Genomic DNA, 13,982 nt, shown 5'->3' with positions numbered 1-13,982 from the left:
CTATGGGTATTTCACGCCGGGCAGGACGCAGAGCATTTCGTACAGCAGGTTTGCCGCCAGCTGGGAGGTGTTGCCGCTCACGTCGTAGGGTGGAGAGACCTCGACCAGATCGCAGCCAATCAGGTTCAGACCGCGGCAGCCGCGAACGATTTCCAGCGCCTGAATCGATGTCAGGCCGCCGACTTCCGGCGTGCCGGTACCGGGCGCCCAGATGGGATCGAGGCTGTCGATATCGAAGCTGAGATAGACCGGGCCATCGCCCATCTGCTGGCGGACTTCAGCCATCAGCGGGGCGAGGGATTTGTGCCAGCACTGTTCCGCCTGTACCAGACGGAAGCCCTGGTCGACGCCCCACTGGAAGTCGCCGGCGGCGTAACCCTGGGCACGCTGGCCAATCTGCACCACCCGTTTGAGGTCCAGCAGACCCTCTTCAACGGCGCGGCGGAAAGTGGTGCCGTGGGCGATTTTCTCGCCGAACATCTCGTCGTTGGTGTCGGTATGCGCATCGACATGAATCAGGCCAACCGGGCCATGTTTTTTGCTCAGGGCGCGCAGAATCGGCAGGGTGATGGTGTGGTCTCCCCCGAGAGTCAGCGGGATGAGGGGGAAACTATTTAAACCGGTGTAGTAATCCTCGATGATCTGCACCGATTTGAGCAGGCTGTAGGTATTGATCGGTACGTCGCCAATGTCGGCCACCGACAGCGATTCAAAAGGCGCTGCGCCGGTTGCCATGTTATAGGGGCGAATCATCACCGATTCGGTGCGGATATAGCGCGGCCCGTAGCGGGTACCGGAGCGCTGAGAGGTACCGATGTCTAACGGGATACCGACGAATGCCGCATCAAGTCCCTGTAAATCTTCGATAAACGGCAGGCGCATCATCGTTGCGCGGCCGCCAAAACGTGGCATCTCGTTGCCACCCTGCGGTTGATGAAAGACGTTATCCATTTCAGCTCCTGAATCTGACACACAAATACTCGACAGGGAGATAGTGCGAAAGATGGGCTGGACTTTACATCGTCTGCCGTAAATACTTAGTTCATTTATTGGTGAACTAAACATGCTCAACGACGGCAATCTCAATATTCGACAGCTGCAGGTTTTTGAGGCGGTGGCGCGCCTGGAAAGCTATAGCAGGGCCCAGCAGGAGCTGGGGATTTCCGTGTCGGCGATCAGTAACGCGATGTCTCAGCTGGAAGGGCAACTGGGGTTCAGCTTGTGCCAGCGCGGGCGCGGCGGTTTTGCCCTGACGGAGAAAGGGCAGCAGTTTTTACAGCAGGCGATTCGGGTGCTGAGCGAGCTGAACGAGCTGGAGCGCCAGTCGGCGCTGCTGAAAGGCGAGCACAGCGGCACGATTTGCATCTCAACGCTGGACTCGATTGAAACCGAAACCGCGCTGTCGCTGCCGGTGGTCCTGCGTAGCTTCAGCGATAAGTTTCCCCATGTGCATATCAAGCTGATTATCCGCACCCCGGCGGAGCAGCTTAACGGCGTGCTGAACAACCATATCGATTTGGCGATCGGCAGCTACAACTCCCAGGTGCATAACATTATCAGCGAGCCGCTCTATCGCGAGCAGCACTGGCTCTACTGCAGCGATCTTCATCCGATGTTTTTCAGCCGTCAGCTTGATAAAGACCACATCAGCCAGTGTCCGCTGGTGACCCGCAGCTACTGGAATACCAGCGACCTGCGGCGGCGCGGTTTCAGTAAAGGCAGTGCCACCGTGGAAACCGTCGATGCGCAGCTGCTGCTGATTCTCTCAGGAAAATATATCGGCTATCTCCCTGAGCATTATGCCTGGCCGTGGATCAAGGAGAACCGGCTGAGGGTGCTGCTGCCTAACGAATTTGGCTTCCAGTCGCCGTTCTCGGCGATCTGCAAACGCGGGCGCAGCAATGAGCCGTATCTGAAAGAGTTTCGCAATTTGCTGAAGAAGAATACGGTGGCCAGGCCGAAGTGGAATTATTGAGGGCGGTGGCAGTCTGGCGCATCATAGCGATGCCCTGACTGCGCGACCGGTCAGGCGCCGGCTGCCGTTGAGGTGCGGGCGAGATAACGAAAATAGCAGTAGTAGCCGATCGACGCCGTCAGGCAGAGCATATAGCCAAAGGATTCGCTCCCCTCTTCAACGGCGTTTTTCACCACCCGGGCGTAACCCGCTTCAAGGATCGAATACCACAGGCCGTGCATGCCGAACAGACGCGAGAAGACCAGCACCGCCAGCAGGCCACTGAGCATCATGCCGTAGTAGGGCGTGCGGGTGTACTGCGCCAGCTGGCTCAGGGTGTGGCGATAATGGCGCAGCGGATAAATTAGCGTACACAGCGTTGAGAACAGGGCAAACCACACCCAGCTGCCGTGGGAAATTAAATCAAAGACCGCGTCCAGTTCGCGAATCAACATGGCGAGGAAAAAACCGCCGACGAGAATATTGCAGTAGCGTAACAGCGCATACCTGCCGGCTAAAGCGAAGTGAATCAGCACGATAATTGCCAGCACCGACTCCTGCACGATTTCGGTGAGCGAGATTTCCGGTATGTTGTTATCGAATACCCGTACGTCAATCCATAGACAGAGTACCGCGACGGCAGAGGCGGCTCCTGCGCCGAGGAAAAAGAGAAAACTTCTGAGTACAGACATTAGCACCACTTATTCTTTTGAAAAAAATATGGTAAATGTCAGCGTGCGTGCTTCCTGTTCACTTCGTGCTTCTTTACAGAGAATTTTTAACATATTGAGCCATTCCGCCTGTTCTGCGTCAGATAACGGCGCCACCATCCACATCCGGCGCCTGTCACTCAAGGAGCGTCATTGCGACGGGGCCGGATGACAAAACGTCTGGCTGCGTTTGCGGCGCGAACAGGGCAGGGAACGAATCGGGCTTAACGTTCAGACCACCCCATCACTGGCTCATGCTTAAAATGGTACGAATATTACGTGCGCTGGTGGCGATAATATCGATTGCCCCGGTGCGCAGGGCGCCCATAATCGCCATGGCTTTGGTATTTTCCGACGCAATGGCGATGACGCAAGGGATCTGCCTGAGTTCTTCAACGCTCAGCCCAATCACGCGGTTGTCCATCACCGTGTTAACGTGTTCGCCGCGGGAGTTGAAAAAGTCGTAGCCGGCGATATCGCCAATGACTCCCTGGTTAATACTGGCGTCGTTAATCTCCTGCGGCGTAAACCAGCCCAGCTTCACCATGTAACTCTCTTCATTCATATCGCCGATGCCTACCAGCGCAATATCCGCTTTACGTGCGCGATCGAGGGTCTCCTTGATGGTGCCGTTCTGCAGCAGCAGCTCTTTTAACTGCATGTTTTCGACGTAGGCCGGGGCATACAGCGATTCGCTGCTGCCGCCAAATTTTTTCGCCAGCAGACGGCTGATATGATCGGCGTTGATGATATCGCCCGGGCGGTGAGTGCCGCCGATGCCGCAAAGAAAGCGGCAGTCGCGTGCCTGGATGGTGCCGGAGAACTCCGCGACCGCGGCCACATTGCGCCCCTGGCCGACGGCCACCACGATATTATCTTTCAATATGTTGTTGAGATGGCTTGATACCAGCGTGGCAACCTGGCGCCGCTGCTCCTCTTCGTCATTATGGTCGAGCGCGATCAACGCGCGACTGATGGGGAAGCGTTCCTTGAGCTGTTTCTCGAGCTGCGTGCTGAAGATGGGGTGATAGCGGACGTTGATCTCGACAATCCCTTCTTCCTTGGCTCGTTTTAGCAGACGTCCGACCTTGATACGGGAAAAGCCAAATTTGTTGGCAATCTCCTCCTGCGTCACTTCATCACAGTAATAAGCTACGGCAATCTCGGTGAGTAACTCATATTCCTGGGACGCACTCGATTTTTCCATTCGGCTGCTTTCTCCACGCGATAGATTAATGTTTAGGGGGTGAACATTTGCTGAAAGTATATCAGAAATATTTTGACCTCAAGCGGAGCAAGCGCGACGGGCTGATGCGCTCTCCCGTCGCGCGTTGCAGAAGTGTTAATCAGGCTTGCGGGTGACCGGCGACGATCTTCTGCGCCTCGGCCAGAATGGATGCGAAGGCCTGAGGCTGGTGGGCGAAACGGCCCAGAAAAATCCCGTCAACGTCCGGCCACAGACGGCTTAGCAGGCCGGGACCCGCGCTGCCGCCGTAGATAACCTGTAATTGAGGGCCGTATTCATGCTGCAAATACGCGCGTAGCTCTTTGCAGACGTGGCGAATATAGTCATCGCTGGCGGGTTCCGCGGCACCAATGGCCCACTGCGGTTCCCAGGCGAAAATCATCGGCGGCAGGATCTCCCTGACGCGATGCGCCAGTAGCTCCCGCGCCTGACCGATGGCGTAATCGGCAGCATCGGCGGCGCTCATCTGCTGGTTTTCACCGATACAAATGACCGGGGTGAGATGACTTGCAAGGGCCATATCGATCTTCTGATTGATGATTTCCGTGGTTTCACCAAAGTGACGACGCCGTTCGGCATGGCCCAGTTCGACGTAGCGGCAGCCCATTTCCTGCAGCATGGGCGCGCTGCTCTCGCCGGTCCATGCGCCGGGGGGGGCAGCGCAGATATTCTGCGCCCCCGTTGCCATCGCGGTACCTTCAAAGCACTGCAGCGTCGCCGACACCGCCGGCATGGCGGGGAAGGTGAACAGCTGCAGCCGCGCGCTCAGCGCTTCGGGCTGCTGGCGCAATATTTCCGCAACCTGCTGGCACCACGCCTGCGTTTGCCGATAGCCAAAATAGGTTTTATGGCTGGTGCCGATGACCAGATTCAGGGACATACGTTCTCCTGAGAAGGTGTGATTTCAGTGTTATCGGCGAGGCAGGCGCCCACGGCGGCGATGATCATCGCCAGCGATATCGCGCCGGCATCCGGCGTGCCGAGGCTACGCTCCGCCAGCGGACGCGCGCGGCCAATCTTAGGCACCAGCTGCGCGGTATCCTGCGCGCTCTGCCTGGCGACCTGTTCGCCCTTGCGCCACGCGTCGGCGAGAGATAATCCTTCGTCAGCCGCAGCGCTCAGCGCCTGGCTGAAGGGGAGCAGCACATCGACCAGCGTTTTGTCTCCAGGTTTCGCTTTGCCGAAATGCATCACCCCGGCGTTAGCCTGGGCAATGGCCAGCGCAACCCGGGCGGCATCCGGTTTTTCATCGTTGCCGATGGTAATCCCCAGCGTATTGAGGATCACGCCCCAAATCGCGCCGGACGTTCCGCCGGCCTCGTCAGCCCAGGCATCAGCGGCGAATTGCAGCACGGTGCCCGCGCCGGCACCCTGTTCGAGGGTCTTTTTCGCCGCCTTGCGTGCGGCGACCACGCCGCGTTCCATACCGATGCCGTGGTCGCCATCGCCCGCGATGGCGTCAATCCGGCCAAACTCTTCGGCATTATCGATAACCGTCTGCGCGACCGCGTCGATCATCCGCATGACGTTGACGGCGACTTCTCTCGACGCCGGGCTACCCTGCGGGATTTTTACCGTGCCGCTCTGCTCCAGCCGCTGCGGATCGAGCGGTTGATGCGGGAGCACGGAGCCGCGGTTAAAGGCTGGGGTGGTGGCGGGCGCCAGCCACAGCCTTTCCAGCTCCTCATCAAACCAGACGAAAGTCATCGACATTCCGGCCATATTGAAGCTGGTCACAAACTCGCCGATCTGCACGTCGGCAATCACGACGTCGGCGGCCTGCAGGAGTTGTTGTACGTCATGCCAGAATACGAACAGCTCTTCATATTTGACTGAACCCAGTCCGTTAATAATCACCCCCAGACGCGCGCCTTCCGTTTGCGTAATGGTCTGCGGGCGCTCTTCCAGCAGGGTGGTGGTCAGCATACGCGCCAGTTCGGCGGAGGGGACCATATCAAGTTCGCTGATCCCCGGCTCGCCATGGATACCCATGCCGAAGCCCATTTTCCCTTCCGGAATGGTGAACAAAGGATGTTCCGCGCCGGGGAAGGTACAGCCGCTGAAGGCCAGGCCCAGCGAGCGCGTTTGTTCGTTGGCGCGGCGGGAAATCGCCAGCACCTCGGCCAGCGAATCGCCGCGCTCCGCTGCCGCCGCTGCCGCTTTAAAGACCACCAGGTCGCCGGCTACGCCGCGGCGCTTCTCTTTTTCCGCCAGCGGTGCGCTGGAAATATCATCGGTGATGGCGATGGTTTCGCAGGGAATACCTTCCGCTCGCAGCCGCTCGCAGGCCAGGCCGAAATGGAGCACATCGCCGGCATAGTTGCCGAACATCAGCAGGACGCCGCCGCCGTTATTGGCGGCGCGCGCCACGGAGCAGATTTGCTGGGCGGAAGGGGAGGCAAAAAGATTGCCCATTGCCGCGCCATGGGCCAACCCCTGGCCGACCAGTCCGGCAAAGGCGGGGTAATGCCCTGACCCGCCGCCGACCACGATAGCCACGCTGCCCGCTTTACTTTGGGTGTTGCGCACTACGCCGCCGGGAACCTGCCGCACCAGTGAGGCATGTGCGCTGACAAAACCCGCCACCATTTCTTTTGCGAAGTCTGACGGTCGGTTAAAAATCCAGGTCATTTTTTCTTCTCCAGATGATTTGCATTTATTACCCCAGCCGCCATTTCCTGGCCTTTGTATAACCATCACAAATGAACGCTAGCAGATCGTTTGCTTCAATCAAATGTTCAGTGGGTGGATATGTGATCATGGTCGTGATTTGACGAATAAAGCTAATTTTTGCGCAATCCCCCCTTTTTAAGCGCGAGTTTTCTTGCTAAACATTATTACATACGAACATGCAGTGAACTTTAGTTCAGTTAAGCAGCCAGGAATCCCAGCCTGAAACCATCACATGAGCGGCTAATGAGCATAAGTTCGATGCAACCACCGTAATCCATGAGGTAAAAAATATGTTGAAAGTCGCAATCGGGGCGGATGACGCCGCCACCGGACTTAAAAATCTGGTAAAGGAACATCTGCAACAGAAAGAGATTGAGGTCGTCGACTTTAGCCACGACGTGGTGGGGAATGAGCAGATGTATCCGGATATCGCCTTCAACCTGGCTTCGGCTATCCGTGAAGGGGAGTTTGAGCGCGGGCTTTTATTCTGCGGTACCGGTATCGGGATGGCGATTGTCGCCAATAAAGTTCCCGGCGTTCGCGCGGCGCAGTGTCATGACATTTACTCGGCCGAGCGCGCCCGTAAAAGCAATAACGCGCAAATTATGACCCTGGGCGCACGGGTGGTGGGGAGCGAACTGGCGTTAATGCTGGTCGATGCCTGGCTGGCCGCTGAATTTGAAGCCGGACGATCCGGACCGAAGGTGAAACGTATCGATTATTACGAAACGCTTGTTCACCCGGATGGCGCCGCCCGGTCAGATGAATGATGAATAAAGGAGTCATCACAATGACTATTCTGGAAAAGCTGAAAGAAGTGACCACCGTCGTCGCGGACAGCGGCGATATTACCGCGATCCGCGAATACCATCCGCAGGATGCGACGACCAATCCGTCGCTGATCCTGAAAGCTGCCGCGCAACCGCTTTATCGCCCGTTGATTACGCAGGCCATCGCCTGGGCCTGTGAACAGGGTGGGACGGCGCAGACGCGCCTGATCAACGCCAGCGACAAACTGGCGGTCAACATTGGCCTGGAACTGCTGCGCCAGGTACCGGGCAAAGTCTCTACTGAGGTTGACGCGCGCCTCTCCTTCGATCGCGGGCTGTGCGTCGCAAAAGCGCGTAAACTGATTCGTCTGTATGAGGATGAAGGCATCGAGCGCTCTCGCGTGCTGATCAAGCTGGCCGCGACCTGGCAGGGGATTAAAGCGGCGGAGGAGCTGGAGCGGGAAGGTATCCACTGTAACCTGACGCTGCTCTTTTCATTTGCCCAGGCGCGCGCCTGTGCCGAAGCGGGCGTATGGCTGATTTCACCGTTTGTCGGGCGTATTTACGACTGGTATCGCGACCGTCAGTTGCTGGAAGATGAGAGCCCAGAGAACGATCCGGGCGTTATCTCGGTACGCAACATCTATGAGTACTACAAAAAACATCGTTACCCAACGGTCATCATGGGGGCGAGCTTTCGTAAACCGGAGCAGGTTATCGCCCTGGCCGGCTGCGACCGTCTGACCATTGCCCCTGCGCTGCTGGAAGCGCTTAGCCGGATGGAGGGGGAGCTTGCCGTGGCGCTGGTGCCTCCCGTTGCCGGCGAAATACCACCGTCGCCCCTGAGCGAAGCCGAGTTTTACTGGCTGCACAATCAGGACCCGATGGCCGTCGATAAGCTGGCTGAAGGGATCCGTTTATTTGCTCAGGACCAGGAGAAGCTGGAATCGATGTTGAGCGAGCTGCTGGAAAAACAGGAGGCCGTAAATGTCATCGCGTAAGACGCTGGCCAATGCGCTTCGTGCGCTGAGCATGGATGCTGTACAGAAAGCCAAATCCGGCCACCCGGGTGCCCCGATGGGTATGGCTGACATTGCCGAAGTCCTGTGGCGTGATTTCATGAACCATAACCCGCAGAACCCGGCCTGGGCCGACCGCGACCGCTTTGTGCTGTCCAACGGCCACGGGTCCATGCTGATTTACAGCCTGCTGCACCTCACCGGTTATGATCTGCCGATCGAAGAGCTGAAAAACTTCCGTCAGCTGCACTCTAAGACTCCGGGCCACCCGGAAGTGGGCTACACCGCTGGCGTGGAAACCACCACCGGTCCGCTGGGCCAGGGGATTGCTAACGCCGTGGGCATGGCTATTGCGGAAAAAACGCTGGCTGCGCAGTTCAACCGTCCGGGCCACGATATCGTTGACCACTTCACCTACGCCTTCATGGGCGACGGCTGCATGATGGAAGGGATCTCGCACGAAGTGTGCTCCCTGGCCGGTACCCTGAAGCTGGGCAAACTGGTGGCGTTCTATGATGACAACGGTATTTCCATCGACGGTCATGTGGAAGGCTGGTTCACCGACGACACCGCTAAACGTTTCGAAGCCTATGGCTGGCACGTAGTGCGCGGCGTTGACGGTCACGACGCTGAGGCGATCAAACGCGCGGTAGAAGAAGCGCGTGCGGTCACCGACAAGCCGTCCCTGCTGATGTGCAAAACCATCATCGGTTTCGGTTCGCCGAACAAAGCCGGTACCCACGATTCCCACGGCGCGCCGCTGGGCGATGCCGAAATTGCCCTGACCCGCGAAGCCCTGGGCTGGAAACACCCGGCCTTCGACATCCCGTCTGATATCTATGCGCAGTGGGATGCCAAAGAAGCCGGTCAGGCGAAAGAAGCGGCCTGGAACGAGAAGTTCGCCGCGTATGCCAAAGCCTTCCCGCAGGAAGCCGCTGAGTTTACCCGTCGTATGAAGGGCGAAATGCCGGCTGACTTCGACGCTAAAGCCAATGAGTTTATTGCGAAGCTGCAGGCTAACCCGGCGAAAATCGCCAGCCGTAAAGCGTCGCAGAATGCGATTGAAGCGTTTGGCCCGTGGCTGCCGGAATTCCTCGGCGGCTCCGCTGACCTGGCGCCATCCAACCTGACCCTGTGGTCTGGTTCTAAAGCGATTAATGAAGACACCGCCGGTAACTATATCCATTACGGCGTGCGTGAATTCGGTATGACCGCGATCGCCAACGGGATCTCTCTGCACGGTGGTTTCCTGCCGTACACCTCCACCTTCCTGATGTTCGTGGAATATGCGCGTAACGCGGTGCGTATGGCGGCGCTGATGAAACAGCGTCAGGTGATGGTCTACACCCACGACTCCATCGGTCTGGGCGAAGATGGCCCGACGCACCAGCCGGTAGAGCAGGTGGCGTCCCTGCGCGTAACCCCGAACATGTCCACATGGCGTCCGTGTGACCAGGTGGAATCGGCGGTGGCGTGGAAATACGGCGTTGAGCGTCATGACGGCCCGACCGCGCTGATCCTCTCCCGTCAGAACCTGGCACAGCAGGATCGTACGGCAGAGCAGCTGGCGAACATCGCCCGCGGTGGCTACGTGCTGAAAGACTGCGCCGGTCAGCCGGAGCTTATCTTCATCGCCACCGGTTCTGAAGTCGAACTGGCGGTGGCCGCGTGGGATAAACTGACGGCCGAAGGGGTGAAGGCGCGCGTGGTCTCTATGCCGTCCACCGACGCGTTCGACAAGCAGGACGCGGCGTACCGTGAATCGGTGCTGCCGAAAGCGGTCTCTGCTCGCGTGGCCGTCGAAGCCGGCATCGCCGACTACTGGTTCAAATACGTGGGCCTGAATGGCGCTATCGTTGGCATGACCACCTTCGGTGAGTCTGCGCTGGCAGAGCAGCTGTTCGAAGAGTTCGGCTTCACCGTCGACAACGTGGTTGCGAAGGCAAAAGCGCTGCTGTAGGCAGCACGCTTGCGACCGCAGATGGCAACAGATTGTGCTACCCGCGGCAAAGGGTTGCCGGTAGCCCCGTGACTTAGGTAAGGAGGGAATCAGTATGAACAAGCTTGTGATTGGCGTGAATACCGCGATGTTCGACGGTCTGGAGACTGATGTCGCATTTAGCACGATAAAAAAAGCCGGGTTTCGCTATGTCGAGCTGGCGTATAACCAGGGCTACGTTGGCGATATGCCCCCGGAGCTTTTTGGCGAGGAGAATGCCCGGCATATTCGCGAGCTGCTGGAGAAGCACCAGCTACGCACCCATTCGTTGGGAGCAACCATGAATATGGGCGCCGTGGATGCCGTTGCCCAGTTCACCCGGCGTATCCGTTTCGCCAGTATGATTGGCGCTAAATGGATCAACATTTGCGTTGGCAGAAGCGGTGACCGGGCGCGTATTATCGCCAACCTGCGTGAACTTGCGCCGGTGGCCAGCGATCATGGCTGTGTGATATGCCTGGAAAACGGCGGCGATCCTAATTATGACGTCTTTCGTCTGGCCGACGATGGTTTTGGACTGCTGGAAGCCGTCGACAGCCCGGCGGTGGCCTTCAACGTCGATGCGGGCAATATCGTTTCGCTGTGCCCCGACGTCGACCCCATTGAGCAGGCTATCGCCATGCTGCAGGGGGCTCAGCACTGCCATCTGAAGGATCTGCAGGTACGCGATGGTGAAGTCCATTTCACGGCGATGGGGGACGGGCAGCTGAATTATGTGCCGATGCTGAAAGAACTGGAGGCCCGCGCTATCCCCTGTAGCCTGGAAATTCCTTTGCGCATGCACCGCCAGCGCGACAGCTATCCCGTACGCGGCGATTCACCGGTCGATCCTGCACGTAGTCTTGAGGTGCTGATTCAGTCGCGTGAGATGCTGGAAAAATGGCTTGGGTATCCTTTGCAGGAACGGTAAATAAAAGAGCGCCGGCGCTTAACTTATGGGGCGTAAAGACAATAAGTTTCTGGCGCATTTTATTTTCTTTGCAAATTGCAGGTTATTTTTTCATGCATTAAGAATGAACTTGAGACTATATCTCTGGTAACAGAGAGAAGAATAAATATCTGATACATATTTCTATATTGTGTGATTAGCATCGCACACGGCTTTTAGTAATTATGTTGTTATTCATTCATCATAAGTTCAGGTGCTGTTCTTTTGTTCAGTTAAATCAAAATCCGTAACTAATGTTCATAGAGTACCCAAGGTTCATAGATTAATTGTGTTTTATTTTTTTAACGATTTTTAAAACCGAAGGTTAATTATGTCTGACTCTACACTCACTCCGTCATCCAATGCAAAGAAGCCGACGAATTACCGCTGGGTTATCTTTGCAACTATGTTCTTCTTATTGGCTGTTAACCTGATGGATCGTATTACATTATCTATCGGGATGCCCTATATAAAAGAAGAATTCGATCTTTCACCCACGATGCAAGGTTTGATTCTTAGCAGTTTCTTTTGGTCTTATGCCCTGCTACAGGTACCGGGGGGGTGGTTACTGGATCGCTACGGTCCGCGTAAAGTGATCACCGGCGCGCTATTTGGCTGGGGCTTTTTCCAGGCCATTATCGGCCTGGCGACCGGCGGGATTAGCCTGATCCTTTCCCGTATTGGTCTAGGGGCGATGGAGGCACCGGTTTCCCCCAGCGGCGCGAAACTGAGCTCGACCTGGCTGACCCAATCAGAGAGAGGACGCGGCGCGGTGATCATGGACTCCGGTAGCCCGCTGGGCGTGGCGATTGGCGGTATCATCGTCGCACATCTGATTGTGCTGCTGGACTCCTGGCGCGTTACCTTTGTGGTCGTCGGTCTCTTCACGATGCTGTTAGGCTTTGTGGCGTGGCGAATCCTGCGCGATCGCCCCTCTGAGCACCCAAAAGTGGATCAAAAAGAGGTGGCGTATATTGCGGCAGGCAACATCAACGGCGCCGCCGGGGTGGATGACGCCACGCCGACAAAGGGTCTGGGCATCAGCTGGTTTACCATGGTTGCCATTATGATTGGCCGCGCCTCCTGGGGCATGGTGTACTGGGGGCTGCTGACCTGGGGACCGAGTTACCTGGCGCAGGCGCAGGGTTTACAGCTGGCCTCTATCGGTAACTCCACGTTCCTCATCTTCATCATGGGAACGCTGGGATGCCTGTTTAGCGGCTTCTTTGCCGATTTCCTGGTGAAAAAGGGCGTCAGCCACAATGTGGCGCTGAAGAGCCTGCTTTCCGTATCCGGTATCGTCGGGCTGTGCGTACTGTATGCCCTGGCAACGGTTACTGACCCTGAGCTTGCCGTTACGCTGCTCTCCGTCGCGGCATTCTTTATGATGTTCGGCAGCCTGTACTGGAGTTTCCCGGCTATTCTGGCACCGAAAGATCGCGTCGGCCTGATCGGCGGATTAATGAATATGGCAAACAGCTGCGCGGGTATTCTGGTGCCCATTCTGGTTGGCGTTATTCTGCAGGCTACCGGTAGTTATGAAAGCGTGCTGGTCTATTTTGCCGTCTGTGCCGGGTTCTATACCGTGGGTACCCTGTGCATTAACTTTAATAAGTTACCGCTCAGTAACGGGAAATTGTCGTTCCAGAAATAAATATTCCCGTTATATTAAGGGTATTGCTACGCAAAATCATTATTAAATACAGGATTCTGTTATGCCAGTGATATTACGAGTGGATAAGGTACCGCCGTCGTTAGCGGAAGAGCTGGCGCGTGACCATACCTTGTATGAATACAGCGAATTATCAGCCGAAGACTTGCAGACCATTGCCGGGGACATTCAGGTGATATTAGCCAGCGGGGAGTCGAAAGTTGAATCCTCATTGATTGAGCAGTTGCCAGAATTAAAATTAATTGCTGTATTTGGTGTCGGCTACGACGGCGTGGATATCCACGCCGCCTTTTCACGAAATATTCAGGTGACTAACACGCCGGATATTTTAACCGATGATGTTGCCGATCTCGGGATTGCCCTGATGTTGAACGTATCGAGGAGGATCAACGGCGCGCAGAAATTTATTGAACGCGGAGGCTGGCTATCCGGTACTTACCCCCCGTCAACCAAGGTCAGCGGCGGACGACTGGGCATTGTGGGTTTCGGCCGCATTGGCCGGGCGGTTGCCCGACGAGCGCAAGGTTTTGCCATGCACATTGCCTGCTTTGACCGCAATCCCGTAAACAGTAGCGAGGTCACTTATTACGCCGATCTGCTGGAGCTGGCGAAAAATAGTGATGTGCTGATGGTCTGCGCCAGCGCGGGCAAGGAGAGCCAGAAGCTTATCAATCGCGAGGTGCTCGCCGCGCTGGGAGCGAATGGGATCTTAATCAATATCGCCAGAGGCAGCGTGGTGGATGAGGAGGCGCTGGTCGAGGCGATAACTCAGGGCACGCTTGGCGGAGCGGGACTGGATGTTTTTGCCAACGAACCGCATATCCCGTCGGCATTGTTCAACCGTGATGAGGTCGTGATCACGCCGCATATCGGCAGCGCGACCCGGGCCACGCGCGCGGCGATGGCGAAACTGGTGATCGATAACATTACGGCATTTTATGCCGGCGAGGCATTGCTGACGCCGGTACCGCCGCGCTAAGCGAACGTCCTGGTATTCTGCGGGTAAAGAAA

The 13,982-nt window shown here is 56.8% G+C and carries 12 protein-coding genes; 7 read left to right on the top strand and 5 right to left on the bottom strand.

Going from position 1 to position 13,982, the window contains the following annotated elements:
- The gene (speB, locus tag MC50_RS02305) at nt 1-951 is read right to left on the bottom strand and encodes an agmatinase (RefSeq protein WP_032696815.1); all 951 of its coding nucleotides are present in this window, start codon (nt 949-951) and stop codon (nt 1-3) included.
- A 112-nt stretch (nt 952-1,063) separates the two neighbouring features.
- On the opposite strand from speB, the gene MC50_RS02300 reads away from it, so the two are divergent.
- Nucleotides 1,064-1,975, top strand: a complete 912-nt coding sequence (locus MC50_RS02300) for a LysR family transcriptional regulator (protein WP_032691068.1) — start codon at nt 1,064-1,066, stop codon at nt 1,973-1,975.
- Between the two features lie 50 nt (nt 1,976-2,025).
- Here MC50_RS02300 and MC50_RS02295 read toward each other — a convergent pair whose 3' ends face one another.
- The 4 genes from MC50_RS02295 to MC50_RS02280 all read right to left on the bottom strand — a co-directional run bounded on the left by MC50_RS02295 (nt 2,026) and on the right by MC50_RS02280 (nt 6,541).
- On the bottom strand, nt 2,026-2,646 hold the full coding sequence (locus MC50_RS02295) for a hypothetical protein (RefSeq protein ID WP_032696816.1): 621 nt from the start codon (nt 2,644-2,646) through the stop codon (nt 2,026-2,028).
- Nucleotides 2,647-2,908: 262 nt separating this feature from the next.
- Complete coding sequence (locus MC50_RS02290; protein ID WP_032691070.1) at nt 2,909-3,871, bottom strand: sugar-binding transcriptional regulator; 963 nt, start codon at nt 3,869-3,871, stop codon at nt 2,909-2,911.
- A gap of 139 nt (nt 3,872-4,010) precedes the next feature.
- Nucleotides 4,011-4,790 carry a triose-phosphate isomerase family protein gene (locus tag MC50_RS02285; protein ID WP_064384380.1) on the bottom strand — a complete coding sequence of 260 codons (780 nt, stop codon included), beginning with the start codon at nt 4,788-4,790 and terminating at the stop codon, nt 4,011-4,013.
- Nucleotides 4,781-6,541, bottom strand: a complete 1,761-nt coding sequence (locus tag MC50_RS02280) for a dihydroxyacetone kinase family protein (RefSeq protein ID WP_047663395.1) — start codon at nt 6,539-6,541, stop codon at nt 4,781-4,783. The genes MC50_RS02285 and MC50_RS02280 overlap by 10 nt, the downstream gene beginning before the upstream one ends.
- Nucleotides 6,542-6,873: 332 nt before the next feature.
- Here MC50_RS02280 and MC50_RS02275 point away from each other — a divergent pair, with 332 nt between their 5' ends.
- From MC50_RS02275 to MC50_RS02250, 6 genes are all read left to right on the top strand, one after another.
- Nucleotides 6,874-7,353: an RpiB/LacA/LacB family sugar-phosphate isomerase gene (locus MC50_RS02275; RefSeq protein ID WP_032691073.1), complete on the top strand. Its 480-nt coding sequence runs from the start codon at nt 6,874-6,876 to the stop codon at nt 7,351-7,353.
- 20 nt (nt 7,354-7,373) lie between these two features.
- Entirely contained in the window at nt 7,374-8,354 is a 981-nt protein-coding gene (gene tal, locus MC50_RS02270; RefSeq protein ID WP_032691074.1) for a transaldolase, read from the top strand.
- On the top strand, nt 8,341-10,332 hold the full coding sequence (tkt, locus tag MC50_RS02265; protein ID WP_047663394.1) for a transketolase: 1,992 nt from the start codon (nt 8,341-8,343) through the stop codon (nt 10,330-10,332). The genes tal and tkt overlap by 14 nt, the downstream gene beginning before the upstream one ends.
- A 94-nt stretch (nt 10,333-10,426) precedes the next feature.
- The gene (locus tag MC50_RS02260; protein WP_047663393.1) at nt 10,427-11,281 is read left to right on the top strand and encodes a sugar phosphate isomerase/epimerase family protein; all 855 of its coding nucleotides are present in this window, start codon (nt 10,427-10,429) and stop codon (nt 11,279-11,281) included.
- A gap of 349 nt (nt 11,282-11,630) precedes the next feature.
- Complete coding sequence (locus tag MC50_RS02255; protein WP_050460725.1) at nt 11,631-12,953, top strand: MFS transporter; 1,323 nt, start codon at nt 11,631-11,633, stop codon at nt 12,951-12,953.
- 61 nt (nt 12,954-13,014) lie between these two features.
- Nucleotides 13,015-13,950 (top strand): 2-hydroxyacid dehydrogenase, encoded by a 936-nt coding sequence (locus MC50_RS02250; RefSeq protein WP_047663392.1) that lies wholly within the window; start codon nt 13,015-13,017, stop codon nt 13,948-13,950.
- Nucleotides 13,951-13,982 lie beyond the last annotated feature (32 nt).

The organism is Klebsiella planticola (assembly GCF_000783935.2).
Taxonomy (GTDB): Bacteria; Pseudomonadota; Gammaproteobacteria; order Enterobacterales; family Enterobacteriaceae; genus Klebsiella; species Klebsiella planticola.
The sequence above is the reverse complement of the archived record's forward strand: the minus strand, read 5'-3'. Positions and strand labels throughout refer to the sequence as shown.